Origin of the sequence: Streptococcus massiliensis DSM 18628 (genome assembly GCF_000380065.1) — a bacterium.
In the GTDB taxonomy this organism is placed as follows: domain Bacteria; phylum Bacillota; class Bacilli; order Lactobacillales; family Streptococcaceae; genus Streptococcus; species Streptococcus massiliensis.
Genome location: NZ_KB904442.1, coordinates 1 through 25450 on the forward strand (window position 1 = coordinate 1; position 25450 = coordinate 25450).

Consider the following 25450-nt stretch of genomic DNA (forward strand, 5'->3'; position numbering starts at 1 on the left):
TAAGTCTCGCTTGAGTAAGGTTGGATTTTCTCTATATTTCCTCGTCCAATTCCGAACTTGACTATCTGATTTTAAGCCATATTTTTTCACGATAGAGGACATCCCTCCACTTTGTCCGCTGAGGTAGTCTTCCACTACCTGTAACTTAAACTCAGGTGAATACCTTGTAAAGCGACTCCCTTTTTTAGCCATAACAAAAGAACCTCCTTATAGAACAGTAGCATACATGTTTTATACTGTCCATTATAAGCGGTTCTTTTCAAGAGCTCAGTTTTTATTTTGTTTACAGTAGTTGGTCAATATCCGTGTAGCTTCTTTCCAGTCCGACTGCCACAGGCTCGCTTGTGATGTGACCTTGATAAGTTGTCACCCCTTGGCGGAAACCAGCGTCGTCCAGCACAGCTTCTTTGAAGCCTTTGTTGGCAAGAGCGACGATATAAGGCAAAGTGACATTGGTCAGGGCAATGGTTGAGGTGCGAGCAACGGCTCCTGGGATGTTGGCAACAGCATAGTGGAGCACACCGTAACGCTCATAAACAGGCTCGTCGTGGGTCGTCACGCGGTCAGCTGTTTCAATAACACCGCCTTGGTCGACTGCCACATCGACAATAACAGACCCTGGACGCATTTGCTGAATCATGCTTTCTGTTACGAGCTTAGGCGCTTTGGCTCCCGGAATGAGTACCGCTCCAATCACCACATCAGCTTCTTTGACGCTTTCAGCGATATTAAATGGATTGGACATGAGGGTCTGGATTTGATGACCGAAGACATCTTCCAAGAGTGACAGGCGTTTGGCACTGATGTCCAAAATGGTTACTTGGGCACCAAGTCCAAGGGCAATCCGCGCAGCATGGGTTCCCACCACACCGCCACCGATAATGGTGACTTTTCCTTTAGGCACGCCCGGCACTCCACCAAGTAAAACACCTGAGCCGCCTTCTTGCTTGGTCAGGAAGTGAGCACCGATTTGCACGGCCATGCGCCCAGCGACCTCACTCATAGGCACCAAAAGCGGGAGATGACCGTCGCTGTCTGTCACAGTTTCATAGGCAATCCCTGTTGCCTTGCTTGCTGTCATGGCGTCTGCCAATTCTGGCGCTGCCGCCATATGCAAATAGGTAAAGAGGGTCAGGTCAGGACGGAGAAAGCCGTACTCAGCTGCTAGCGGTTCTTTGACCTTGACCACCAGCTCACTCGCCCAAACCTCGGCTGCTGTAGGCAAGATTTGCGCGCCTTCTTTTTCGTAATCTTGGTCGGAAAATCCTGAGCCGAGACCTGCGCCTGTCTCAATGACGACCTTGTGTCCTTGAGCGACTAAGGCCTGCACGCCAGCAGGAGTCAGAGCGACTCGATTTTCGTTGTTTTTAATTTCTTTTGGAATACCAATTAGCATAGAAAAACCTCTTTTCTTTTGATGTTTTCATTTTATATGAAAACGTTTTAAAAATCAATAAAAAACCAAATAAGATTGATTTCAAGCTTGATTTATGCTATTCTGTTAGACAAAAAAGGAGACTCCTGTGGAAAATATTTATCTTAAATTAGCCCAACACCGCGTTTTAGAAACCGACCGCTTGCTGCTGCGTCCCGTGACTTTGGACGATGCGGAAGATATGTTTGAGTATGCGTCGGATTTGGACACTGTTCGTTATGTGACTTTTCTGCCTCATCAATCAGTAGAAGATAGCAGAAATCAAATTGCTCAATTTTTCTTAAATTATCCTCTGGGTTCCTATGGTATTGAAGTAAAAAGTGATAGAAAATTTATCGGAACATTCGGATTTGTGGATTTGAAGCAGGATGTTGCAAAAGCAGAAATAGGTTACTGTCTTAACAAAGATTATTGGAACCAGGGCTATGCGACAGAGATGCTAAAAGCAATGGTTCAGCTGGCTTTTGATAAATTGGATTTAAATTGCCTGATAGCTCGACATGATATTGAAAATCCAGCTTCTGGTAGAGTATTGGAAAAGGCAGGTTTTATCTTTTCACACAAAGAGCCTTATGCAATGCTTAATAAAAATCAGGAAAATCGTATCATGACTTTGAAACATTATCTACTCACTAAGGAAGACTATTTTAAAAAAGGTGACGAATGAAAAATATTTATCAATTATTAGCAGAGCATATGATTATAGAAACCGATCGCTTGTTGTTGCGTCCTGTGACTTTGGATGATGCAGAGGCGATGTTTGACTATGCCAGTGATGAGGAAAATACGCGCTTTGTTTTTGCGCGGCATAGCAGTGTGGAAGATACTAGAAACCAGATTGCTCGGTATTTTTTGAGACGACCTCTAGGCAACTACGGCATTGAAATCAAAGAAAGTCAGACATTCATCGGCAGCATTGATTTACATAAAATAGACGACCTGTTGAAAACAGCTGCCATTGGCTATTGCCTCAATAAAAACTATTGGAATCAAGGTTATGCGACAGAAGCCTTGAAGGCGGTGCTGGCTTGTGCTTTTGAGCAAGTAGGCATGAACAAGCTGGTTGCTTGCTACGATGAAGCAAATCCTGCTTCGGGTCGGGTCATGGCAAAGGCGGGCATGCTCTTTTCCCATGCAGAACCTTATGCCGCAGTGGATGAAAAGGAGCCAGACCGGCTGGTGACAAGAATGTGGTATGGTCTGATTAAGGGAGACTATTTTTCCCATGATAAGGAAAATTTAGACACATACAATTTTTTATAGGGTATTGACAATAGCTTATCTACATGGTATAGTAGATAAGTAATGCTGATTTAGCTCAGTTGGCAGAGCGCATCCATGGTAAGGATGAGGTCGCCGGTTCGATCCCGGCAATTAGCATAGAACAGACAAAGAAAAGCCTGTAAATCAGGCTTTTTCTTTTCTCACTCATTCTCAGCTAAAGGTTCGTGATTTATGGTATAATGGAAGTAAGAAACAAACGAGGGTGAGATATGTATATTGAAATGGTGGATGAGACGGGGCAAGTCTCTCAGGAAATGCAGCAGGATATAGTGAATTTGTTGGACTTTGCTGCGCAAAAGATTGGCAAAGAAAAAAAGGAAATGGCGATTACTTTCGTGGATAATGAGAGAATTCATCAGGTAAATCTGGCTTATCGCGATATGGACAAGCCGACCGATGTTGTCAGCCTCGAGTACAAGCCAGAGGGCGAGATTACCTTTGACGAGGAGGACTTGGCGGACAATCCTGAGCTGGCTGATATGCTGGAGGATTTTGACGCCTATATTGGTGAGCTCTATATTTCTGTGGACAAGGCGCGCGAGCAGGCGGCTGATTATGGACACAGTTTTGAGCGGGAAATGGGCTTTCTTGCGGTGCATGGTTTTCTGCATATTAACGGCTATGACCACTATAGCCCAGAGGAAGAAGCAGAAATGTTTGGTTTACAGGAAGAGATTTTGACAGCTTATGGACTTACGAGACAATAATAACGACAAACGCAAATGGAAAAATCGCGAGTTAATAGCTAGCCTTGAATTTGCCTTGACAGGGGTTTTAACGGCTTTTAAAGAAGAGCGTAATCTGCGTAAACATGCAATTTCAGCAGTTTTGGTAGTCATTGCAGGCTTGATATTTCGTGTATCACAGGTTGAATGGCTCTTTTTGCTCTTGAGCGTTTTTCTGGTGATAGCTTTTGAGGTCATGAACTCAGCTATCGAAAATGTCGTCGATTTGGCGAGCGACTATCACTTTTCTATGCTAGCCAAGAATGCAAAAGATATGGCGGCAGGAGCTGTGCTCATCGTATCGGGCTTTGCGCTCTTGACAGGACTCATTATCTTTGTGCCGAAAATTTGGCAGTTGATTTTTTAAAAAAGAGGAAAAAATATGACGTTTAAATCAGGTTTTGTAGCAATTTTAGGTCGTCCCAATGTGGGAAAATCGACCTTTTTAAATCATGTTATGGGGCAAAAAATTGCCATTATGAGCGACAAGGCGCAGACCACGCGCAATAAAATCATGGGTATTTACACGACCGACAAGGAACAGATTGTCTTTATCGACACGCCGGGCATTCATAAGCCCAAGACAGCGCTGGGCGATTTTATGGTCGAGTCGGCTTACAGCACCCTGCGCGAGGTGGATACGGTGCTCTTTATGGTGCCAGCGGATGAAGCGCGCGGCAAGGGCGATGATATGATTATAGAGCGGCTCAAGGCTGCTAAGGTGCCGGTTATTTTGGTGGTCAATAAGATTGACAAGGTGCATCCGGACCAGCTTTTGGCGCAGATTGATGACTTCCGTCAGCAAATGGATTTTCAGGAAATCGTGCCCATTTCGGCTCTGCAAGGCAATAATGTCTCTCGTCTCATTGATATTTTGAGTGACAATTTGGAAGAAGGGTTCCAATATTTCCCAGCCGACCAGATTACCGACCACCCTGAGCGTTTTCTGGTGTCGGAGATGATTCGTGAGAAGGTCTTGCAGCTGACGCGGGAAGAAATTCCGCATTCGGTGGCAGTGGTTATCGACTCCATGAAGCGCGACGAGGAGACGGGAAAAATCCACATTCGAGCGACCATTATGGTTGAGCGCGACAGCCAAAAAGGTATTATTATCGGGAAAAAAGGCAGCATGCTCAAGAAAATCGGCTCGCTTGCGCGGCGCGATATTGAGCTCATGCTGGGCGATAAGATTTTCCTAGAAACCTGGGTCAAGGTCAAGAAAAACTGGCGTGACAAGAAGCTCGACTTGGCAGACTTTGGCTATAATAGGAAGGAATATTAGATTTGAAAAAGAGAGGAGCCAAACATGACCCAAGACTACATTTCCTATATTCGTTCCAAGGTGGGACATGACAAGATTATTCTGACCTTTGCTGGCGGCATTTTGGCTGATGAGAAGGGGCGTGTGCTGCTCCAACTTCGCAGTGATAAGGAGACTTGGGCAATTCCAGGCGGTGCTATGGAGTTTGGAGAATCCTCCCTTGACACCTGTCAACGTGAATTTTTTGAGGAGACAGGGATTGAGGTTGAGGCTAGGCGCTTGCTCAATGTCTATACAAATTTTGAAGAAATCTATCCCAATGGTGATAAGGTGCAGACGGTTGTTTTTCTCTATGAGGTCAAGGCTGACGCAGAATTTGCTATCAAGGATTTTCACAATGAGGAAACTAAGGCTTTGCGTTTCTTCTCAGAAGAAGAAATTGATCAGCTAGCGAGTGTTTCTGCTAAGCATCGCCTCATGCTAGCGGAATATTTTTCTGGTCACTTTGAGCTGGGACATTGATAGAAGGTAGAAAGAGAGAGGTATGCCAGAATTACCAGAAGTGGAGACGGTCAGGCGTGGTTTGGAGTGCTTGGTTGTCGGCAAAAAGATTGAGGCGGTTAGCCTTTTTTATCCCAAGATGATTATCAGCGGTACGAAAGAGTTCCAAAAGGCTCTCCCAGGTCAGGAAATCCAAGCAATCGAGCGGCGGGGCAAGTATCTGATTTTCCAGCTGACAGATTGGAGTCTGATTTCTCACCTGCGCATGGAGGGCAAATACCTTTATTTTTCAGGGGAGCCGCTTCTTGACAAGCACAGCCATGTTCGTTTTGATTTCACGGATAAAACCAGTCTGATTTATCAGGATGTGCGGAAGTTTGGCACCATGGAATTGCTGGAAAAATCAGCAGTCCAGCCTTATTTTGCAGCCAGAAAGCTGGGGCCTGAACCCAATCCAGCCGATTTTCAGCTGGAACCTTTTAAGGCCGCTTTGAAAAAATCAAGAAAAATTTTGAAGCCGCATTTGCTAGACCAGACCTTGGTTGCGGGCTTGGGCAATATTTACGTGGACGAAGTCCTCTGGCGAGCTGGGCTGCACCCGAAAAGAATGGCAGCCAGCCTGTCCGACCAAGAAATGGCACTTTTGCATGAGCAGATTATCGCTGTCTTGCAGCTGGGCATTGAAAAAGGAGGCTCGACCATTCGTACCTACCGCAATGCCTTGGGGGAGGACGGTACTATGCAAAATCATCTAAAAGTTTATGGAAAGGCAGGGCAGAAGTGTCCGCGTTGCGGTGGCGAGCTTGAAAAAATCAAGTTGGCTGGGCGAGGGACACATCTATGTCCGACCTGTCAGGTGCTCTAATGGGAAAAATAATCGGTCTCACAGGCGGTATCGCTTCGGGCAAATCAACCGTCAGTCAATTTTTACGGGAGCAAGGCTATCAAGTGATTGATGCCGACCAAGTCGTGCATGACTTGCAGGCGCCTCAGGGTGCTTTGTACCAAGTCTTAGTGGCTGAGTTTGGCTCAGAAATTTTGCAGGAAAACGGTCAGCTCAATCGGCAGAAATTGGGGCAAATGTTTTTTGAAAATCCTGACTTGATGAGGAAGTCCAGCCAGCTGCAAAATGAGATTATTCGTGAGGAATTGGCTCGCTTGCGCGACCAGCTGAAAGAAAAAGAAGAGCTCTTTTTTATGGACATTCCACTGTTATTTGAGCTGGGTTATGAGTCTTGGTTTGACCAAATCTGGCTGGTCAATGTTTCAGCAGAAGTGCAAGTCAAACGTCTTATGGAAAGAAATCATCTCAGCCGTGAGCAGGCACAAAAGCGGATAGAAGCGCAGCTATTGCTTGCCGAAAAGAGAAAAAAAGCGCATGTCCTGATCGACAATAACGGCTCAGTGGACGAGACTTTGGCGCAAGTCGCAGCCCTTTTAGAAAAAGAAAGAAGATGATTTTATCAACAGTCAAGAAAAGTGGAAGCATAATTTATGGATAGCCTGGTTGGGCAACTTTTTTGTGGGAGCGAGCTTGTCTCTGGTTGTCCCCTTTATGTCCTTATACGTGGAGGAGTTGGGAATTAGAGGGCACTTGGTGGATCTCTATGCGGGAATAGCCGTGTCCAGCTCGGCGCTTACTGCTGCCCTCTTGTCGCCGGTCTGGGGAGCTCTGGCTGACAAATACGGGCGCAAGCCGATGATGATTCGGGCGGCGGTTGCCATGACCTTTACCATGGGCGGTTTAGCCTTTGTGCCCAATGTCTTTGGGCTCATCTTTTTGCGGCTCTTGAATGGCGTTTTTTCAGGCTATGTGCCAAATAGTACAGCCTTGATTGCCAGTCAAGCGCCCAAGAAGCATTCGGGCTATGCTCTGGGAACGCTGTCAACGGGCGTTGTAGCAGGTACTCTTATGGGGCCTTTTCTCGGCGGTATCATTGCACAAAGTCTGGGCATCCGCAATGTCTTTCTCTTAGTCAGCCTCTTTTTGTTCATTGTCACCCTGCTGACGATTTTCGGTATCGAGGAAGATTTTCAGCCGCTGTCCAAAGAAAATCAGCTTTCCAGCAAGCAACTCTGGCAAAGTCTTCCTCATAAGTCCATGCTTATTGGGCTCTTTATGACCAGCATGATTATCCAAATGGTGGCGCAGTCGATTGCTCCTATCCTCACCCTCTACATCAGGGAGTTAGGACAAAGGGACAATCTTATCCTGGTATCGGGCATGATTGTTTCTGCTATGGGAGTGTCTAGCATTCTTTCCTCGAGCTGGATGGGAAAGCTGGGCGATAAAATTGGCAATCACCGTCTCTTACTCATCGCCTTGGTTTACAGTTTCATCATTTATATCTTGTGCGCCAGAGCTACAAGTCCGCTGGAGTTAGGCATTCTTCGCTTCCTCTTTGGTTTGGGAACGGGCGCGCTGCTTCCTGGCGTCAGCTCTCTTCTCAATAAACTAATACCAAAAGAGGGGATTTCGCGCATCTTTAGCTACAATCAAACCTTCTTTTACATCGGTGGCGTTCTAGGGCCGCTCATGGGCTCTGCTATCTCGGTTCGCCTCGGCTATCACTGGGTTTTCTACGGAACGGCGGGGCTGGTGCTTATCAATTTTATCTTTTTGTTCATTAGTTTTAGAAAATATTTAGGAGTAAAGGAAATCCGTGCGGGTAAAAATCAATTTAAAATGTAGCTCTTGTGGCAGTCAGAATTATCTAACCAGTAAAAATACCAAGACCCATCCTGAGAAAATCGAGGTGCTCAAGTATTGTCCCAAGGAAAGAAAAGTAACCTTACATCTTGAAACAAAATAATTTTTATGGTAAAATAAATAAGATTTTAAGGAGTTTTTTCATGTATAGTACGTTATTAACCATTTTATTAATTTTATCAGTCGTTGTAGTGATTGCTATTTTTATGCAGCCGACAAAAAACCAGTCAAGTAATGTTTTTGATAGCAGCTCGGGGGATTTGTTTGAACGTCCTAAGGCACGCGGTTTTGAAGCCGTAATGCAGAGCCTGACAGGTGTACTTGTCTTTTTCTGGTTGCTAATCGCTTTCCTACTCGTTATCATATCAAGTCGATAAAATGGGCTCTGACATTGTCTTTGCCTATTTTTTATTATAAAGGAATCTATGAAAACAGAAATATTAAACTATTTACAAGCGAAAAAACAGGTCAGTATGAACCAGTTGGCGCGTGATTTGGACAAGGAATCCGCTAAAGATTTTCGCGATTTGATTAAAACAGTCTCTCAAATGGAGAGAAAACACCAGCTGCGCTTTGACGACGAGGGGCTGATTAGCCTTTCCCAGAAAAAGGAGCGCCTGACCTTGCAGGGGATTTTTCATGCCCATAAAAATGGCTTTGGTTTTGTGACCCTCAATGACCAAGAAGATGATCTTTTTGTCGGTCGCAATGATGTCAACTACGCTATTGACGGGGATATGGTTGAAGTCGTGATTACCAAGGTCGCTGACCGGATCAAAGGCACTGCGGCAGAAGCCAAGATTATCGATGTCTTGGAACACAGTCTAACAACAGCAGTCGGACAGCTAGTTTTGGATGAGGAAAAGCCCAAGTATGTCGGCTACATCAAGTCTAAAAACCAAAAGATTGACCAGCGGATTTATGTCAAAAAGCCTGCTCTGGTGCTGGACGGGACAGAAGTGCTCAAGGTACAGATTGACAAATATCCTAATCGCAGCCATAATTTCTTTGTGGCGACAATTCTAGATGTGGTTGGTCATGTCAATGACCCTGGCATTGATGTCTTGGAAGTCTTGGAGTCCATGGACATCGTCTCCGAATTTCCAGAAAAAGCGCTGGCAGAAGCGGATGCTATTTCAGAAAATCTATCCGAGCAGGATTATCAGGGACGGCTTGACCTGCGCGAGGAAATCACCTTTACCATTGACGGTGCGGACGCCAAGGATTTGGACGATGCCGTCCATATCAAGCGCTTGAAAAATGGGAATTTTGAACTGGGCGTGCATATCGCCGATGTCTCCTACTATGTCAAAGAAGGTTCGGAGCTGGATAAGGAAGCGCTCAACCGCGCCACCTCTGTCTATGTGACTGACCGCGTAGTACCCATGCTGCCTGAGCGCTTGTCCAACGGTATCTGCTCGCTCAATCCCAATGTCGACCGCCTGACCCAGTCTGCCCTCATGGAAATTGACCAAAAAGGGCGAGTGGTCAAGTACCGACTGGAGCAAACCGTCATCAATACTACTTTTCGGATGACTTACAGCGATGTTAATGACATCATCGCAGGCAATCAAGAAAAAAGTAAGGAATTTCAGAAGATTGTACCTAGTATTGAGGCTATGGTTTCCCTGCATAAGATTTTAGAAAGCATGCGTTTTAGACGCGGAGCCCTGAATTTTGATACCAGCGAAGCAAAAATCATGGTCAACCAAAATGGCAAGCCGGTTGATATTGTTTTGCGGCAGCGGGGAATCGCCGAGCGTATGATTGAGTCCTTTATGCTGGTTGCAAATGAAACGGTAGCCGAACATTTTGCACGTTTGGATTTGCCTTTCATCTACCGCATTCACGAGGAGCCCAAGGCGGAAAAAGTCCAGAAATTTATCGACTACGCCAGCACATTTGGGCTGTCTATCTATGGGACGGCTAACTCTATCAAGCAGGCAGCCTTGCAAGACATCATGAAAGCCGTTCAAGGCCAGCCTTATGAGGAAGTTTTGTCTATGATGTTGCTGCGCTCCATGCAGCAGGCTCGCTATTCCGAGCACAATCACGGTCACTACGGGCTAGCCGCTGAATTTTACACTCACTTTACCAGTCCCATTCGCCGCTACCCTGATCTTTTAGTCCACCGCATGGTGCGCGATTATGGTCGTTCTAAGGCAATGGCAGAGCATTTTGAGCAAGTTATTCCTGAGATTGCCAGCCAGTCTTCCAGCCGAGAACGCCGTGCCATTGAGGCTGAGCGGGAAGTGGAAGCCATGAAAAAGGCAGAATACATGGAAGAATTTGTTGGGCAGGAGTTTGAAGGTGTGGTTTCAAGCGTGGTCAAGTTTGGTCTTTTTGTCGAATTGCCCAATACCATTGAGGGGCTCATCCATGTGACCAATCTACCAGAATTTTACAATTACAATGAGCGCAACTTGACCCTGCAAGGTGAAAAATCAGGTACGCTTTTCCGCGTCGGTCAGCAAATCAAGGTCAAACTGGTTCGCGCAGACAAGATGACGGGCGAAATTGACTTTGCCTACCTACCGAGTGAGCTTGATGTGGTTGAAAAAAGAAGGAAAAAAACACAAAGAGGAGCAGAGCCTAGCCGCAAGCCAAGGGACAGAAAGGCAAAAGCAGCTGGCAGCAAAAAGGACAAGTCAAGCAAGAACAAGAAGCCTAAAAATAAGAAGGCATTTTACAAAGATGTAGCTAAAAAAGGAGGAAAGCATGGCAAAGGGAGACGGAAAGGTCGTCGCACAAAATAAGAAAGCCAGCCACGATTATAGCATTGTGGATACGATTGAGGCGGGTCTGGTCTTGACGGGGACGGAGATAAAGAGCGTCCGCGCAGCCAGAATTAACCTCAAAGACGGCTTTGCTCAAATCAAAAATGGCGAAGTCTGGCTGAGCAACGTTCACATTGCCCCTTATGAAGAGGGAAATATCTGGAATCAAGAGCCTGAACGTCGCAGGAAGCTCTTGCTGCATAAGAAGCAAATCAAAAAGTTGGAAAATGATTTGAAAGGGACAGGAATGACCCTTGTGCCGCTTAAGGTCTACCTGAAAGACGGCTTTGCCAAGCTCCTTTTGGGGCTTGCCAAAGGGAAACACGACTATGACAAGCGGGAATCAATCAAGCGGCGCGAGCAAAACCGCGATATTGCTCGAACTATGAAGCAGTATAATATGAGATAAAATTGAGATTACCAAGACTTTATCTAGCTCTCTTGCAATTTTTGCTTGCTTTTGATAAAATGGGAGAAGTTTAGAGGTGTTTTGATAAAAGTCTGATACAGAAAGTGGCGGTGCTGAGAAATCCACACAGACGACAAAACTAGTTGCTAAATCATCATTTGAATAGAAAATAAAGTTGCGGGTGACAATCGCCCGAATCTGGGTGGTACCGCGGATATTGATTCGTCCCTGTCATGGATATGGCAGGGACTTTTTTTTATGGAAAGTGAGGTAGGAAGATGGAGCAAGCACAATTACCAGAACGATTAGAAACGGAGCGCCTCGTCTTACGAGTCCGAACAGTGGCGGATGCCGCGGATATCCATGCCTACGCCAGTTTGCCAGAAGTCTCCTACCCAGCAGGCTTTCCGCCCGTCAAGACCTTGGGAGATGAGATTTATTATCTGGAGCATATCCTTCCTGAGCGCAATCAAAAGGAGAACCTCCCATCAGGTTATGGGATTGTCGTCAAAGGAACGGATAAGATCATCGGATCTGTGGATTTCAACCATCGGCACGAAGATGATGTCTTAGAAATCGGCTATACCTTGCACCCAGACTATTGGGGCCAAGGTTATGTACCAGAATCCGCGCGTGCCTTGATAGATGTGGCTTTTAAACAACTTGGTCTTCACAAGATAGAACTGACTTGCTTTGGCTACAATATACAAAGTCAACGAGTCGCAGAGAAGCTTGGCTTCACCCTTGAAGCTCGCATCCGAGATCGCAAGGATGCCCAAGGCAATCGCTGCGACAGTCTGATATATGGCTTGTTGAAGAGTGAGTGGGGGGAATAAGATGAGCGATGTAAAAGAGGAAGTAAGCTCTTTATCTGAGGAACAGTTACGTCAAATTGATGTGGAGTATGCTGAATTAAATGATAATGATATTATCGAGCGATTAGCATATTTAGAAATTAACAACAATGAAAAACGTTTTATCATCTCTGATATTGAACCAACCAAGGAAATAATGTCAGTTTCGAACCAAATTTTTGAGATTCAAAAGGATTTTCAAAAAATCAAGAATATGTTCGAATTGTTTATTTCAGATGTATCGGATTTTTTAAGTATTAAGAATAAACTTGAGTCAAAGGAATTGAAAATTGAAGAGGCAGACGTGAATCGTTTCATGATTCATTTATTATCCAGTGGAAAATTGTTTGTCGATTTTAATGAAAATCAAATCAAACAAAAATATTCCCAGGATAGTGAGGAATTTGATTGTATACATAGTTTCGCAAGCTATCAGTATGATACGAACTTTGCTTATCGATTTTGTCATTCTTTGAGAAATTATTCGCAACGTATTGACTTACCAATAAATGGAGTAAAAGCTGTTAGCCCAGATGATGAGACTGTTACAATAGATTTCTATATTGATTTAGATTATCTTTTAAATTCCAACTTTAAATGGAAAAAATTGGAAACGGAATTGATAGAACTAAGCAGAAAAACATCTAAGATTGACGCTATAGATCTAGTGAAAGAATACTTTAATGCTATTACAGAGCTCTATGGTAATTATAACAAGTTGTTTTTAAAGTTAAACCATAATACATTAGTAGATATTAAATCAAAGTTGGAATCATTAAAATTGAAACACTCTAGATATTATATTTCAAAGATAAGCAAGTATGATCTCAAATATAATCCTGAAAATTATACTATGTCACCACTTGTAGCATTTGCAGAAATTGATGAAATTTATATTGAATTATCAAAAATTGGTTTGGTAAATATTGTAAATAAAAATAATTAAGGAGAAAAAATAATGTCTAAAGAACTTTCACCTAAATACAATCCAGCCGAGGTTGAGGCTGGTCGTTACCAAAAATGGCTTGATGCTGATGTTTTCAAGCCTTCAGGAAATCAAAAGGCTAAGCCTTATTCAATCGTGATTCCACCACCAAACGTGACTGGGAAACTCCACCTTGGTCACGCTTGGGATACGACCTTGCAGGATATTATCATCCGTCAGAAGCGCATGCAAGGTTTTGACACGCTTTGGCTGCCAGGGATGGACCACGCTGGGATTGCCACTCAGGCTAAGGTCGAGGAACGCTTACGTGGTGAGGGCATTTCCCGCTATGACCTGGGTCGTGAAAAATTCCTCGAGAAAGTCTGGGAATGGAAAGACGAGTATGCCACTACCATCAAGGAACAATGGGGCAAGATGGGGCTCTCTGTAGACTACTCTCGTGAGCGTTTCACTCTTGATGAAGGTTTGTCAAAAGCCGTTCGCAAGGTCTTTGTCGACCTTTACAAGAAAGGCTGGATCTACCGTGGTGAGTTTATCATCAACTGGGACCCAGCAGCTCGTACAGCCCTTTCTGATATCGAGGTGATTCACAAGGATGTTGAAGGTGCCTTCTACCACATGAACTACATGCTAGAAGATGGTTCACGCGCCCTTGAAGTTGCGACAACTCGTCCAGAGACGATGTTTGGGGACGTTGCCGTTGCGGTCAATCCAGAAGACCCACGCTACAAGGACTTGATTGGTCAAAACGTAGTCCTTCCAATCGCTAATAAACTCATTCCAATCGTGGCGGATGAACATGCCGATCCTGAGTTTGGTACAGGTGTCGTGAAAATCACACCAGCCCACGATCCAAACGACTTCTTAGTTGGTCAACGCCACAACTTGCCACAAGTTAACGTTATGAACGACGACGGAACTATGAATGACTTGGCCTTTGAATTTGCAGGGTTAGACCGTTTTGAAGCTCGTAAGGCAGTCGTTGCTAAATTGGAAGAAATCGGTGCCCTGGTTAAAATCGAAAAACGTGTCCACAGTGTTGGTCACTCAGAGCGTACAGGTGTTGTTGTTGAGCCACGCTTGTCTACCCAATGGTTCGTGAAGATGGATCAATTGGCGAAAAATGCCATTGCCAACCAAGCCACAGAGGATAAGGTGGAATTCTACCCGCCTCGTTTCAACGATACCTTCCTCCAATGGATGGAAAATGTCCACGACTGGGTAATCTCTCGTCAGCTCTGGTGGGGTCACCAAATCCCTGCTTGGTACAATAGTGCAGGCGAGATTTTCGTGGGCGAGGAAGCGCCAGCGGGCGATGACTGGGTGCAAGACCCTGATGTGCTGGACACTTGGTTCAGCTCAGCTCTGTGGCCGTTTTCGACCATGGGCTGGCCAGATGAGAAGAATGCCGACTTTGAGCGCTATTTCCCAACATCAACCTTGGTGACGGGCTATGATATTATCTTCTTCTGGGTATCGCGCATGATTTTCCAATCGCTAGAGTTTACTGGACGCCGTCCTTTTGAAAATGTCCTTATTCATGGGCTGATTCGGGACGAAGAAGGGCGCAAGATGTCCAAGTCTCTGGGCAATGGGATTGACCCTATGGACGTTATCGACCAGTACGGAGCGGACGCTCTGCGTTGGTTCTTGTCAAATGGCTCTGCTCCGGGGCAAGATGTGCGTTTCAGCTACGAAAAAATGGACGCCTCTTGGAATTTCATCAACAAGATTTGGAATATTTCCCGCTATATTCTCATGAATAATGAAGGCTTGACGCTTGAGGAAGCGCAGAAAAACGTGGCTGCGGTTGCGGCTAATCAAGCTGGGAATGTCACTGACCGCTGGATTTTACATAATCTCAACGAAACCATTGCCAAAGTCACTGAAAACTTTGATAAATTTGAGTTTGGTGTGGCGGGGCATATCCTCTATAACTTTATCTGGGACGAGTTTGCCGACTGGTATGTCGAGCTGACCAAGGAAGTGCTCTACAGCGACAACGAAGCGGAGAAAGTTGTGACGCGTTCTGTCTTGCTCTACACGCTGGATCAGATTTTGCGGTTGCTTCATCCGATTATGCCTTTTGTGACCGAGGAAATCTTTGGACAAATTTCAGAGGGCAGCATTGTGACAGCTAGCTATCCGCTGGTTCGTGCGGACTTTGAGAATACGGAAGCAGCGGCTGGTGTGGAAGCGCTCAAGGATGTCATTCGTGCGGTGCGTAATGCGCGCAGCGAAGTCAATGTCGCTCCAAGCAAGCCGATTACGCTCTTGATTAAGCCGAGCGATAGCGATTTGGAGGCATTTTTCAAGGAAAATATCAACTATATCAAGCGTTTTACTAATCCAGAGCATCTGGAGATTGATGGTAACCTAGCGACGCCAGACCTTGCCATGTCAGCGGTTATCACGGGCGCTGAGATTTTCCTACCGCTGGCTGATTTGCTCAATGTGGACGAAGAATTGGCGCGCCTCAATAAAGAGCTTGCCAAGTGGCAAAAAGAGCTGGATATGGTCGGACGAAAACTCGCTAACGAAAAGTTCGTCGCCAATGCCAAGCCAGAAGTCGTTGAAAAAGAACGCCAAAAACAAGCCGATTATCAAGCCAAATACGACGCCACCCAGGCTCGCATTGCGGAAATGGGGAGGTTGAAATAAAAGAACTCTTTACCCAAGCAAAAACTTGCTTGGGTTTTGTGGGATAATGTGTGAATTTATTAGTGGGGCAGTAAGTGATTAAAAGAATTTTTAAAATATTATTTTATATAGCTATAGTTGTTATTGTTATTATTGTTCCTGTATTGAAAATATTCTTTCAAATTCATTATTTGATTGTTATTTTTCAAAAATTTCCCACTTTTTCTTTTTTCTCTCGAATAATAATAGTGACCAAGAGAAATCTTGGTTAATATTATATTTAAAAAGGAGATTTATGAAGAAGTCTTTTGTAAAAAGTGTATCAGCAGTGGCTGTAGCGACAAGTTTATTTGGTGCAGTGTCGCCGTCAGTATCCGCAGCTGTTTTAGGAGATGATTATCCTAGCAGTTGGAAAAATGCAGCAGCAGATACGCTTGTAGATAAATGGACAATGTATAATCGGGAATGCACATCTTTTGCAGCTTTCAGGCTCAGTTCTGCTAATGGGTTCAATCTACCTGCTGGCTATGGCAATGCAAATACTTGGGGACACATTGCTCGAAAACAGGGGTATCGAGTTGATATGAATCCAGCTGTAGGTTCTATCGCTTGGTTTGATTCTTACGTTGGTTATTCAGGATCAGCTGGTCATGTTTCTTGGGTAGCAAATGTTAATGGTGATCAAGTGGAGTTAGAGGAATATAATTACAATATAGGACAAGGACCTCATCGATATTCCCGTCGAACAATTCATAAAAGCCAGGTTAGCGGATTTATCCATTTTAAAGATATGGCTGGTGGGACAAATTCAAGTAGTGTAAATAATTCAGTTCCTTCAGGAACTTTAGCAGCTAGTGGAACCTATCGTTTTGACCAGACAAAACCAGTTAAAGCAGCAGCAAATATGTCCAGTCAAGAAGTGGCTTCATACAGTGCTGGCCAGTCAGTGACTTATGATAAGGTGGTAGAAGCAGATGGATACAAGTGGATTTCCTACATTGGAGGAAGTGGTCTTCGTCGCTACATTCCTGTGCAAAAATTGGCCTCATCTAACCCCTCAGGTAAGCTAACCATTAGTAATATTAATAATCAAACTGGTAGTTTTGATGTGACCGTCACAGATATGGTCAGCCCTGGCGGAGTAAAAGAGGTTAAGCTACCAACTTGGTCAACAGAAAATGGTCAAGATGATATCATTTGGTACAGCGCCCCTCGTCAAGCGGACGGTAGTTATAAACTTCATGTGGATTCAAGTAAACATAAAAATTCTTTAGGGGAATATAATGTCCATCTTTACTATGTACAAGATGACGGGAAATTAGTTGGGGCAGGTGGGACAACAACGACGGTTACCAAGACTCAACAGACAACTAAGACACAAACTGCAAACATTAATGTCGGAGATACAGTTGCTTTCAAAGGGGTTTATAAAGTTTACAATAATTTAGCTGGTCAGGTAACCAGCAGTCAGCTAGCTGGTGGTACACCAGGAAATCTGAATATTATTGATCCAGGACCGTTAGTAGAGACTGATGCCGCAGGAAATCGCTCAGGCGATCAAATTTTATTGCCAGGAAATTACTTTATCGTGCCAGGTCAATATAAAGTCTTGCAAGTGGATCGTCCGTCCAATGGTATTTATGTCCGCATTGGAAGTCGTAATGTCTGGCTAGATATGGGACAAGCTACGAAAGTATAAGAAAAAGGGAGTGGGACAGAACTATTTCCTATAAAGGAATAGTTCGTTGTCCTACCCCCGCGATGCCTATTAGGCTTGTACGGAGTCTGTAAAGACGAACGTAGAAGTCAAAAGGCTACCGCGTCTTGCAGATAATTCGAATCTGTTTTAGAGGCTGAGGACTGTTGTCCCAGACTCTTTTTAGCGTCCTAGAATTTTTTTAAGAGTGCTTAAAAGTTTGAATTTAAGCGGCTTTGGATAGTAGCGGAAGGTGCCCATTTTGCGGACGATGTAGCCGTTGAAATTTTGCTTGAAGCGCAAAACGCCGTCTGAACCGTCAAAAATACCCATAATTCCAAGGAAATTATAGAAAGAAATGTCGCGCTTTAGGGCTTCTTTCATCACATATTCTTGCAGCAGTGCTGGCGCGTAGAATTTGTTGAACTCAGGATAGGAGCCACTGAAGAGATAGGTCACCTCCTGCGGCGTGTAGATGAAGAGGCTGCCCGCCAAAACTTGGTCTTTTTCGCCATATTTATCGATAAATTCCTGCGCCTCTGCCTTGCGAGTTTCAAAGGTTTCAAATTGGCTGCTCAATTCCCGCAGCTGATTTTGCTTTTTCTCGGACTGAGGATTTTTTTCCAAATCAGTTTCCAATTTCTCGATTTTAGCCTTGAGCTGGTCTTGCGCCTTTTGCAAATGCTCCAGATATTCTGGGAAATTCAGGATCGCGACCATAAAATCAGCCTGCTGCCCGAAAGCATCGTAGAAGTCTTGGTAGTAGTCCAGCGACTTGTCACTGTACTCGCGGCGATCAGAAGTAGCAGCCGTGATTTCCTTGAAAATATCCAGTTCGTTGCGCTCTAGTCTTTTCAGCTTGATACCAAAGGTATTAGCTTTTTTAACCAAGGGCTTGCCTTTTTTGCTGAAAGATTGGAGTAAATTTTTCTCGGTCAGCCCTGCCAAATCCTTGACATAGTGCCAGTCGGGCTCACCCCCAGGGTAGCCAGTCTGCAAGCCGTCAAATTGGTAGCCCAAATCTGTCAGCTGGCTAATCAGCTCTTTTCGCTCAGGACTGATCGCTTGTCCGTCGCTGTCAAAGGTCTGGTAGGTCTCATAAGGCTTGACAATCAGCTCCAAGGCACCATTTTCCTTGGCATATTTTTGCAGAGCTTGATAGAAAGGAGCCAGATACTTGGGGTCGCTCGTGACAGGGCCGCAGTTAATCTCCATGTGTAAGCCGCCAGTCATGGGCAGGCTATAAAGCACAGCGGACAGGACGACCTGACCTTGCTCGGTGTAGCCGACATATTGGGTCTGAAAGCCGCGCTTGCTCAGAAGCTCCGCCATTTCCACGGTCTGCATAAAGGAGCGTTGGGGGCAAGAATTGCTGTGCTCAAGAAATTCTTCTTGGCTGAGAAGTTTGAAAGTCATGCGTTTCCTTTCTTGTGGTTAATGATTGCTGCGCCGTTTTTTGCGCAAGGTGTAGGCGAGGTTGGACAGGTGATAAAGTGGATTGGTTGGCAGGTTAAATTCGCCAACGAACTCTTCGATTGTCGGATTGAACTTGGATTTGAAATGGTAGAGTCCACCGTTCAAATCGTTTTCGATACCGCCCATATTTTGCCAGCGGGCACCGCGCTCGAAAGCGTGCTGCGCAGTTTCATACCAAGTGATAATCGCTGGCTGGTAGCGGCGGTATTCCTCATCCATACCTGCATAGATATTTTCGGAAGTGTCGCCAAATTCCAAGACCAAGGTGCCTGACAGGGGAACGATGTGAGCGCCCTCTCGGCTTTTGTCTTGCAGAAAGTCAATTTCCTCGGTCAAGCGTTTGAGTTCTTGCTTGTTGTTCTCGATTTTGCCGGGCTTGGTCTTTTCGGTAAATTTCTCGGCTTCTTTTTCAGCTTTGGTCTTTTGCTGGAGCAGACTTTCCAAGCGTTTTTCTACATTCAAGGTCGAAAGGGTGATGTAGGAATGCTCGGGATAGGTCGCCAGCAATTTTTGGTAATAGTCCTTGCCACGCAGGGAAATGCTCTTTCTGACTTCGGTTTTTTTCATGAGTTGAGCAAAGTCATCTAGCAATTCTGCGCCGCCAAACTGTACCTCGATGCCCTTGTTGCGAGCAGTACGAATGGCTTGGCGGGTGCTTTTGGATAATTGCTCTTCGGTGAAAAATTCCTTATAAATGTTAGCTTGAAAGCGAGGTTGAATGGTTTCATCCAGCAACTCGGTGCGACCGACCCAGACGGCGCCTGCCTTTTGCAAATGGTCAATCAAGGTCAGTGTTTCGGGCTTGTCTATCGTTTCTTGTCCGATTTGGCTTTGGTTGAGAAAAAGACTAGGGTCAAATTTGATAAAGAGCGCCCGTTTTTTCTTGGCAAAATCCTTGAGCGACTGGAGAACGAAAGCAACCAGCTTGTCGTCGGCATAGTCCATAATTGGTCCGCGCGGGATGTAGAGCATGGTGAAGCCCAAAGGCAGTGATTTGATGAGAATGCTGGCTGAAGCCACCAAGCGCTCATCTTGATAGAAGCCGATGCGCTTGTTAGCCCAATTATCCTTGATTTTTGCCCAAGCCGAGCTCTGAAGCAGGTTGGTCTGCGGACTTGCCTTGACAAAATCATCGTGCTCTTGAGCTGAAATTCCAATTTTATAGCTGTACATTAGTCTAATACCCACTCTCTAATGGCATGCGCAACGCCAGATTCGTCGTTTGATTTGGTGATGTATTTGGCAATTTTTTTGAGTTCTGGATTGCCATTTTCCATGACAACGGGATTGCCGACCACTTCCAGCATGGCACGGTCGTTTTCCTCATCGCCAATCGCCATGGTTTTTTCCTTGCTTAGACCTAATTTTTCAGCCAGATGAAGAACGGCAGCACCCTTGCTGACGGTCTTTTTGACCACTTCCAAGTAAAAAGGTGCCGACTTGACCAGTGTGTATTTATCGTGCAAGTCGCTAGAGAGCTTGGCAATAGCAGCGTCTAAAATATCAGGCTCATCGATAAACATGACCTTGACGATTTCCTTGTCCGCCATTTCTTCAGGTGTCCGATAAAAAACGGGCATGCTGACCAGATTGGACTCGTAGACCGTGTACTTGCCGATGTCGCGGTTGGCAGTGTAAATGCCGTCCTTGGTAATGGCGTGCATGTGGACTTGGAGCTTGCGGCTGAGAAATTCCAGGTCAAGATAGTCATCATAGCTCAAGGTTTCTTTTATCAATTCCTGGCCTGTTGCCGTATCTTGCACCAGCCCACCGTTGAAGGTGATGACATAGTTGTTGGGCTCATTGAGGCGCAATTCTGCCAGCAAGTTTTGAACGCCGGCAATCGGGCGTCCGGTTGCGATAACGATTTTGACGCCAGCAGCCTTGGCCTCTTGCACCGCCTCGAAAACTTCCGTCGTAATTTCCTTTTGGTTATTAACTAAAGTGCCGTCAATATCAACGGCAACTAGTTTAATGCTCATTCTTGCTTTCTCCTATAAAATATAGCTTTACTTGATAAATTGGTCGTTGCGGATATGACTTTTAAATTCCTGATTTTGCTTGCTGAAAATACTGCTTTCTGTCAGCATTTCCTTGGGAAAATAAAAGCGATTGTCACCGTGGCGCGTACCCGCTAGGGATTTGACCAGAGGAGACAGGGTCGACAATTCCGCCAAACTATCGTCTTTCTGGATAATCTCGATTTGCGTGCGCGGTTTTTCCACATCTGGACGATAAAAGTCATAAGGCAGGTCAAAATTGCGGTGAATGGCAGTATAATAAAGAGGGTCAAAGCCAACTTGCTGTACCAAATCACGCATTGTGTCCAGCTCTTTTTCACTTTCCTGAGAGAAAATAATGGACTTGAAGACCTTGCGATTGATGAAGCGCTGCGCCAAATCCGCCAAAGTCTTGTCAGGACTGGTCATCCAGACTTGGAAATAGGTGTTCATCACTCCGTCATCTAGCGCCAAATAATCCGCCAAAGTCACTTGCTTTTCAAAGAAAGGCAAGAGATTGGGTGAGGAGGAAGCAAAGTAATCTTTGTGGTCGGCATAGAGGAATTTCGCCCGCTTGAGCAGGTTTTGCAAAAGCACCTCCATAGCTCGACTAGCAGGGTGAAAATAAACCTGCATGTACATCTGATAGCGGCTGACTACGTAGTCCTCCACCGCGTGCATGCCATTGCGCTTGAAGGCGATGCCATTTTCCACAGGGCAAATGACCCGCAAAATCCGCGTCAAATCAAACTGTCCATAGCTAGCGCCCGTAAAGTAGGAGTCGCGCAGGAGATAATCCATGCGGTCGACGTCAATCTGGCTGGAAATGAGCTGGACGACTTGTTTATTGGGATAGGTGTGGTTGATGACGCTGGCTACTTTTTCTGGAAAATCAGGCGAAACCTGACTTAGCACCCGATTGATTTCCGTTTCAGGATTGGTGATAATCTGGCGCGTGATTTCCTCATGGTCGGTGCAAAATAGCCGCTCAAAAGTGTGAGAATAAGCGCCGTGACCAACATCGTGCAAGAGCGCCGTCACCATGACCAGGAGCGATTCGTGATTGTCCCAATCTTGCTGGTACTTTTCGTCAAAAATATTGGTAATCCGCCGCGCGATTTCATAGGCACCAAGGCAATGCGAAAAACGGCTATGCTCGCCACCGTGAAAAGTGTAGCCAGAAGTCCCTAGCTGTTTGATGCGGCGTAGTCGTTGAAATTCCTTGGTATTGATTAAATCATAAATGACTTGATGTTCGACGTGAACATAATTGTGAACAGGGTCACGAAAAACTTTTTCAATCATGTACCTATTATAACACAAATAAGAAGAGGACAAAACTGTAAAAGTTGAGTTTACTAAGCAAGAAAAACCACTACTTTTTTGGTAAAATGAAGAGAAGAAAAGAGCAAAGGATGCAAATATGAAAATCAGCATTAAAAATCAAATTGAACTAGACGGACAAATCGAGTTGATTGACCAGCTTTACCCGGTCGAGTGGAAGGAGAAGGGCGATTATCACTATCTCCTCTACCAAAATGAGGAGGCTGAGAAGGTCGTGCTCAAGTTTAACGACCAGGAGCTCGTTATGACCCGCTTTTCTGAGCCCAAATCGATGATGCGTTTTCTGAAAAATGAAGCTGCGCAGGTAGCTATTCATACGCCTCTGGGGCTCCAGCATTTTCTGACGCAAACCGAATTTTACGCGCTTGATTTGCCCCAGCAAACCCTAAACTTGCACTACCGATTGACCACAATTGATAGCCAGCAGGTTTTTGCCCACTACAAACTACAAATTTCCTGGTCTTAAAAAATTAGGGATTTTCACTTGAAAGTTGAGTGAAATTTCGTTATAATAAAGACACTCAAGGGAGTAGCTGGCGGAATATCCGCGTCAAGGTCGTCAATACGAAAGCAATTTCCGGCCTTGGATGAAATAGCGAGACTTGTTACAAACAGGTCTCTTTTTTGTATTCTAAAGACAGTTTTGGGATAAAAAAGATGCCTTGGAAATATAGGAGGACTACATCGTGTCAAAAGAACAAAAACACGAAGCATTTCACACGCAGGCACCCGAAGAAGTTTTGCGCCAAGTTGATAGCTCAGAGCAGGGCTTGACCTCAAGCGAAGCCGAAAAGCGTCTGACTGAGTACGGTCGCAATGAGTTAGATGAGGGTGAAAAGAGAACTCTCTTGATGAAATTCATCGATCAATTCAAGGATTTGATGATTATCATCTTGTTGGCTGCTGCGCTTTTGTCCGTTGTTACGGAGGGAATGCATGGTTTAACAGATGCTATCATCATCTTACTGGTCGTTGTCCTAAATGCTGCCTTTGGTGTCTATCAAGAAGGGCAAGCTGAGGAAGCCATTGAGGCGCTCAAGTCCATGTCAAGTCCCCTCGCCCGCGTGCTACGCGACGGGCATGTGGCAGAAGTGGATTCTAAAGAGCTGGTTCCAGGTGATATTGTCATCTTGGAAGCAGGCGACGTGGTTCCAGCAGATATGCGTCTCTTGGAGGCCAATTCTCTCAAAATTGAAGAAGCAGCTTTGACAGGAGAATCCGTGCCAGTCGAAAAGGACTTGACGGTTGAAGTCGCAGCTGATGCGGGAATTGGTGACCGCGTCAATATGGCTTTCCAAAATTCAAATGTGACCTACGGTCGCGGGACTGGGGTTGTTGTCAATACGGGAATGTTCACGGAAGTCGGTCATATTGCAGGTATGCTGCAAGGGGCGGATGAAACGGACACACCGCTCAAGCAAAATCTCAATCAACTGTCTAAATTCTTGACCTATCTGATTTTGGTCATTGCTGCCATTACCTTTGTCGTCTCTGTATTTGTTCGCGGGGAAAATCCTTTGAGCGGCCTCATGACCAGTGTGGCTCTGGCGGTTGCAGCCATTCCAGAAGGGCTGCCAGCTATCGTTACCATTGTCCTTGCCTTGGGAACGCAGGTTCTGGCTAAGCGCAATTCCATTGTTCGGAAATTGCCGGCCGTTGAAACTCTCGGTTCCACAGAAATTATCGCTTCTGATAAGACGGGAACCCTGACCATGAACAAGATGACCGTGGAAAAAGTCTTCTACGACGGCAGCTTACATGCGTCTGCTGATGAATTATCGCTGGGGCTTGATTTGCCAGTTCTGCGCTCAGTGGTGCTTGCTAACGACACCAAGATTGACCAAGAAGGCAAGCTCATCGGTGACCCGACCGAGACGGCTTTCATCCAGTTTGCCTTGGACAAGGGCTTGGATGTCAAGGCTTTCTTGGAGAAATATCCGCGTGTAGCGGAATTGCCATTTGACTCAGAGCGCAAGCTCATGTCGACCATTCATCCGCTGGAAAATGGGAAATTCTTGGTCGCTGTCAAGGGTGCGCCAGACCAGCTCTTGAAGCGCTGTGTGTCTCGTGATAAGGCAGGAGAAGTCGCTGCCATTGATGAAGAAATTTCGCAACTCATCAAGACTAATAACTCGGATATGGCTCACCAAGCGCTGCGTGTGCTTGCAGGAGCTTACAAGATTGTTGATGAAATTCCAGCCGATTTGACTTCTGAAACGGTCGAAGCTGATTTGATTTTCGCTGGTTTGGTCGGCATGATTGACCCTGAGCGGGCAGAAGCGGCAGAGGCTGTTCGTGTGGCTAAGGAAGCAGGTATTCGCCCAATCATGATTACGGGTGACCACCAAGATACAGCAGAAGCCATTGCCAAACGTTTGGGTATCATTGAAGAGGGCGACAGTGAAGACCATGTCTTGACAGGTGCCGAGCTCAATGAATTAAGCGACGAGGAATTCCAAAAAGTGGTCGGTCAGTATTCTGTCTATGCGCGCGTGTCGCCAGAGCACAAAGTACGGATTGTCAAGGCTTGGCAAAATGAAGGCAAGGTCGTTGCCATGACGGGTGACGGTGTCAACGACGCGCCAGCCCTTAAAACGGCGGACATCGGTATCGGTATGGGAATTACAGGTACAGAAGTTTCTAAGGGGGCCTCTGATATGGTTCTTGCCGATGATAATTTTGCGACCATTATCGTAGCGGTTGAGGAAGGGCGCAAGGTCTTCTCGAATATTCAAAAGACCATTCAGTATCTTCTTTCTGCAAACACTGCCGAAGTGCTGACCATTTTCCTTGCCACTCTCTTTGGTTGGGACGTCTTGCAGCCGGTTCACCTGCTTTGGATTAACTTGGTAACGGATACTTTCCCAGCGATTGCTCTAGGAGTTGAACCTGCTGAGCCAGGCGTTATGAGCCACAAGCCGCGTGGACGCAAGTCTAGTTTCTTCTCAGGCGGTGTCATGAGTTCCATTATTTATCAAGGTCTTCTGCAAGGGGCTCTAGTCCTAGGTGTCTATTGGTGGGCGATTAGCAATCCTGTCCATGTCGGTGACAATTCAGCCATTCATGCGGATGCTTTGACTATGGCTTTTGCAACTCTGGGTCTCATCCAGCTCTTCCACGCTTTTAATGTCAAGTCGGTTTACCAGTCTATTTTGACTGTTGGCCCATTCAAGTCTAAGACCTTCAACTGGTCAATCTTGATTTCCTTTGTCCTGCTAGCTTCAACCATTTTGATTGAGCCGCTGGAAGGAATTTTCCATGTGACCAAACTTAACCTATCCCAATGGGCAGCTGTTCTCTTGGGTAGTTTCTCCATGATTATCATCGTTGAAATTGTCAAATTTGTCCAGCGCAAAATGGGCTTGGATAAGAATGCGATTTAAAAAAGAAAA

General features: G+C 45.4%; 24 protein-coding genes, 1 tRNA gene and 1 pseudogene. 20 read left to right on the forward strand and 6 right to left on the reverse strand.

Annotation, left to right across the window (positions count from 1 at the left end):
* A partial coding sequence (locus A3I3_RS0109540; protein ID WP_018372460.1) for a helix-turn-helix domain-containing protein occupies positions 1 to 192 on the reverse strand: 192 nt, incomplete at its 3' end.
* Between the two features lie 91 nt (positions 193 to 283).
* Positions 284 to 1396, reverse strand: a complete 1113-nt coding sequence (ald, locus tag A3I3_RS0109545) for an alanine dehydrogenase (protein WP_018372461.1) — start codon at positions 1394 to 1396, stop codon at positions 284 to 286.
* A 127-nt stretch (positions 1397 to 1523) separates the two neighbouring features.
* Here ald and A3I3_RS0109550 point away from each other — a divergent pair, with 127 nt between their 5' ends.
* The 18 genes and pseudogenes from A3I3_RS0109550 to A3I3_RS0109630 all read left to right on the forward strand — a co-directional run bounded on the left by A3I3_RS0109550 (position 1524) and on the right by A3I3_RS0109630 (position 17241).
* On the forward strand, positions 1524 to 2102 hold the full coding sequence (locus A3I3_RS0109550) for a GNAT family N-acetyltransferase (protein ID WP_018372462.1): 579 nt from the start codon (positions 1524 to 1526) through the stop codon (positions 2100 to 2102).
* Positions 2099 to 2698, forward strand: coding sequence for a GNAT family N-acetyltransferase (locus A3I3_RS0109555; RefSeq protein ID WP_018372463.1), 600 nt, complete (start codon positions 2099 to 2101; stop codon positions 2696 to 2698). Before A3I3_RS0109550 ends, A3I3_RS0109555 begins: the two co-directional genes overlap by 4 nt.
* Before the next feature lie 44 nt (positions 2699 to 2742).
* Positions 2743 to 2815 (forward strand) — tRNA-Thr (locus A3I3_RS0109560).
* Positions 2816 to 2928: 113 nt separating this feature from the next.
* On the forward strand, positions 2929 to 3426 hold the full coding sequence (ybeY, locus tag A3I3_RS0109565) for an rRNA maturation RNase YbeY (protein ID WP_018372464.1): 498 nt from the start codon (positions 2929 to 2931) through the stop codon (positions 3424 to 3426).
* Positions 3407 to 3811, forward strand: a complete 405-nt coding sequence (locus tag A3I3_RS0109570; RefSeq protein ID WP_018372465.1) for a diacylglycerol kinase family protein — start codon at positions 3407 to 3409, stop codon at positions 3809 to 3811. The genes ybeY and A3I3_RS0109570 overlap by 20 nt, the downstream gene beginning before the upstream one ends.
* A gap of 15 nt (positions 3812 to 3826) precedes the next feature.
* Complete coding sequence (era, locus tag A3I3_RS0109575; protein WP_018372466.1) at positions 3827 to 4726, forward strand: GTPase Era; 900 nt, start codon at positions 3827 to 3829, stop codon at positions 4724 to 4726.
* 24 nt (positions 4727 to 4750) lie between these two features.
* Positions 4751 to 5227 (forward strand): NUDIX hydrolase, encoded by a 477-nt coding sequence (locus A3I3_RS0109580; protein ID WP_018372467.1) that lies wholly within the window; start codon positions 4751 to 4753, stop codon positions 5225 to 5227.
* Between the two features lie 22 nt (positions 5228 to 5249).
* On the forward strand, positions 5250 to 6071 hold the full coding sequence (gene mutM, locus A3I3_RS0109585; RefSeq protein ID WP_018372468.1) for a DNA-formamidopyrimidine glycosylase: 822 nt from the start codon (positions 5250 to 5252) through the stop codon (positions 6069 to 6071).
* A complete protein-coding gene (coaE, locus tag A3I3_RS0109590; RefSeq protein WP_018372469.1) occupies positions 6071 to 6664 on the forward strand; it encodes a dephospho-CoA kinase in 594 nt (197 codons plus the stop codon). Before mutM ends, coaE begins: the two co-directional genes overlap by 1 nt.
* Positions 6665 to 6668: 4 nt before the next feature.
* Positions 6669 to 7898 carry a multidrug efflux MFS transporter gene (locus A3I3_RS0109595; protein ID WP_280523020.1) on the forward strand — a complete coding sequence of 410 codons (1230 nt, stop codon included), beginning with the start codon at positions 6669 to 6671 and terminating at the stop codon, positions 7896 to 7898.
* Positions 7870 to 8019 carry a 50S ribosomal protein L33 gene (gene rpmG, locus A3I3_RS10735; RefSeq protein ID WP_081600727.1) on the forward strand — a complete coding sequence of 50 codons (150 nt, stop codon included), beginning with the start codon at positions 7870 to 7872 and terminating at the stop codon, positions 8017 to 8019. The genes A3I3_RS0109595 and rpmG overlap by 29 nt, the downstream gene beginning before the upstream one ends.
* 40 nt (positions 8020 to 8059) lie before the next feature.
* Complete coding sequence (secG, locus tag A3I3_RS0109600) at positions 8060 to 8293, forward strand: preprotein translocase subunit SecG (protein WP_018372471.1); 234 nt, start codon at positions 8060 to 8062, stop codon at positions 8291 to 8293.
* Positions 8294 to 8341: 48 nt separating this feature from the next.
* A pseudogene (rnr, locus tag A3I3_RS0109605) lies at positions 8342 to 10487 on the forward strand (ribonuclease R); the annotation flags it as partial.
* A gap of 147 nt (positions 10488 to 10634) precedes the next feature.
* On the forward strand, positions 10635 to 11102 hold the full coding sequence (gene smpB / locus A3I3_RS0109610) for an SsrA-binding protein SmpB (protein WP_018372473.1): 468 nt from the start codon (positions 10635 to 10637) through the stop codon (positions 11100 to 11102).
* Between the two features lie 278 nt (positions 11103 to 11380).
* Entirely contained in the window at positions 11381 to 11938 is a 558-nt protein-coding gene (locus tag A3I3_RS0109615; protein ID WP_018372474.1) for a GNAT family N-acetyltransferase, read from the forward strand.
* A gap of 1 nt (position 11939) precedes the next feature.
* Positions 11940 to 12902 carry a hypothetical protein gene (locus A3I3_RS0109620; protein WP_018372475.1) on the forward strand — a complete coding sequence of 321 codons (963 nt, stop codon included), beginning with the start codon at positions 11940 to 11942 and terminating at the stop codon, positions 12900 to 12902.
* 12 nt (positions 12903 to 12914) lie between these two features.
* On the forward strand, positions 12915 to 15563 hold the full coding sequence (locus A3I3_RS0109625) for a valine--tRNA ligase (RefSeq protein WP_018372476.1): 2649 nt from the start codon (positions 12915 to 12917) through the stop codon (positions 15561 to 15563).
* A 274-nt stretch (positions 15564 to 15837) separates the two neighbouring features.
* Positions 15838 to 17241 (forward strand): GBS Bsp-like repeat-containing protein, encoded by a 1404-nt coding sequence (locus tag A3I3_RS0109630; RefSeq protein WP_018372477.1) that lies wholly within the window; start codon positions 15838 to 15840, stop codon positions 17239 to 17241.
* 180 nt (positions 17242 to 17421) lie between these two features.
* Here the strand turns inward: A3I3_RS0109630 and A3I3_RS0109635 are convergent, their stop codons facing one another.
* The 4 genes from A3I3_RS0109635 to A3I3_RS0109650 are packed head-to-tail and all read right to left on the reverse strand — an operon-like array spanning position 17422 to position 22019.
* On the reverse strand, positions 17422 to 18654 hold the full coding sequence (locus tag A3I3_RS0109635; RefSeq protein ID WP_018372478.1) for an aminoacyltransferase: 1233 nt from the start codon (positions 18652 to 18654) through the stop codon (positions 17422 to 17424).
* Positions 18655 to 18672: 18 nt separating this feature from the next.
* Positions 18673 to 19887, reverse strand: a complete 1215-nt coding sequence (locus tag A3I3_RS0109640) for an aminoacyltransferase (RefSeq protein WP_018372479.1) — start codon at positions 19885 to 19887, stop codon at positions 18673 to 18675.
* Positions 19887 to 20696, reverse strand: a complete 810-nt coding sequence (yidA, locus tag A3I3_RS0109645) for a sugar-phosphatase (protein WP_018372480.1) — start codon at positions 20694 to 20696, stop codon at positions 19887 to 19889. Before yidA ends, A3I3_RS0109640 begins: the two co-directional genes overlap by 1 nt.
* Positions 20697 to 20723: 27 nt before the next feature.
* Positions 20724 to 22019 (reverse strand): HD domain-containing protein, encoded by a 1296-nt coding sequence (locus A3I3_RS0109650; RefSeq protein ID WP_018372481.1) that lies wholly within the window; start codon positions 22017 to 22019, stop codon positions 20724 to 20726.
* A 118-nt stretch (positions 22020 to 22137) separates the two neighbouring features.
* Between A3I3_RS0109650 and A3I3_RS0109655 the strand changes: the two genes are divergently transcribed.
* Positions 22138 to 22524, forward strand: coding sequence for a YwiB family protein (locus tag A3I3_RS0109655; RefSeq protein ID WP_018372482.1), 387 nt, complete (start codon positions 22138 to 22140; stop codon positions 22522 to 22524).
* Positions 22525 to 22744: 220 nt separating this feature from the next.
* Positions 22745 to 25441: a cation-translocating P-type ATPase gene (locus A3I3_RS0109660; protein WP_018372483.1), complete on the forward strand. Its 2697-nt coding sequence runs from the start codon at positions 22745 to 22747 to the stop codon at positions 25439 to 25441.
* Positions 25442 to 25450 lie beyond the last annotated feature (9 nt).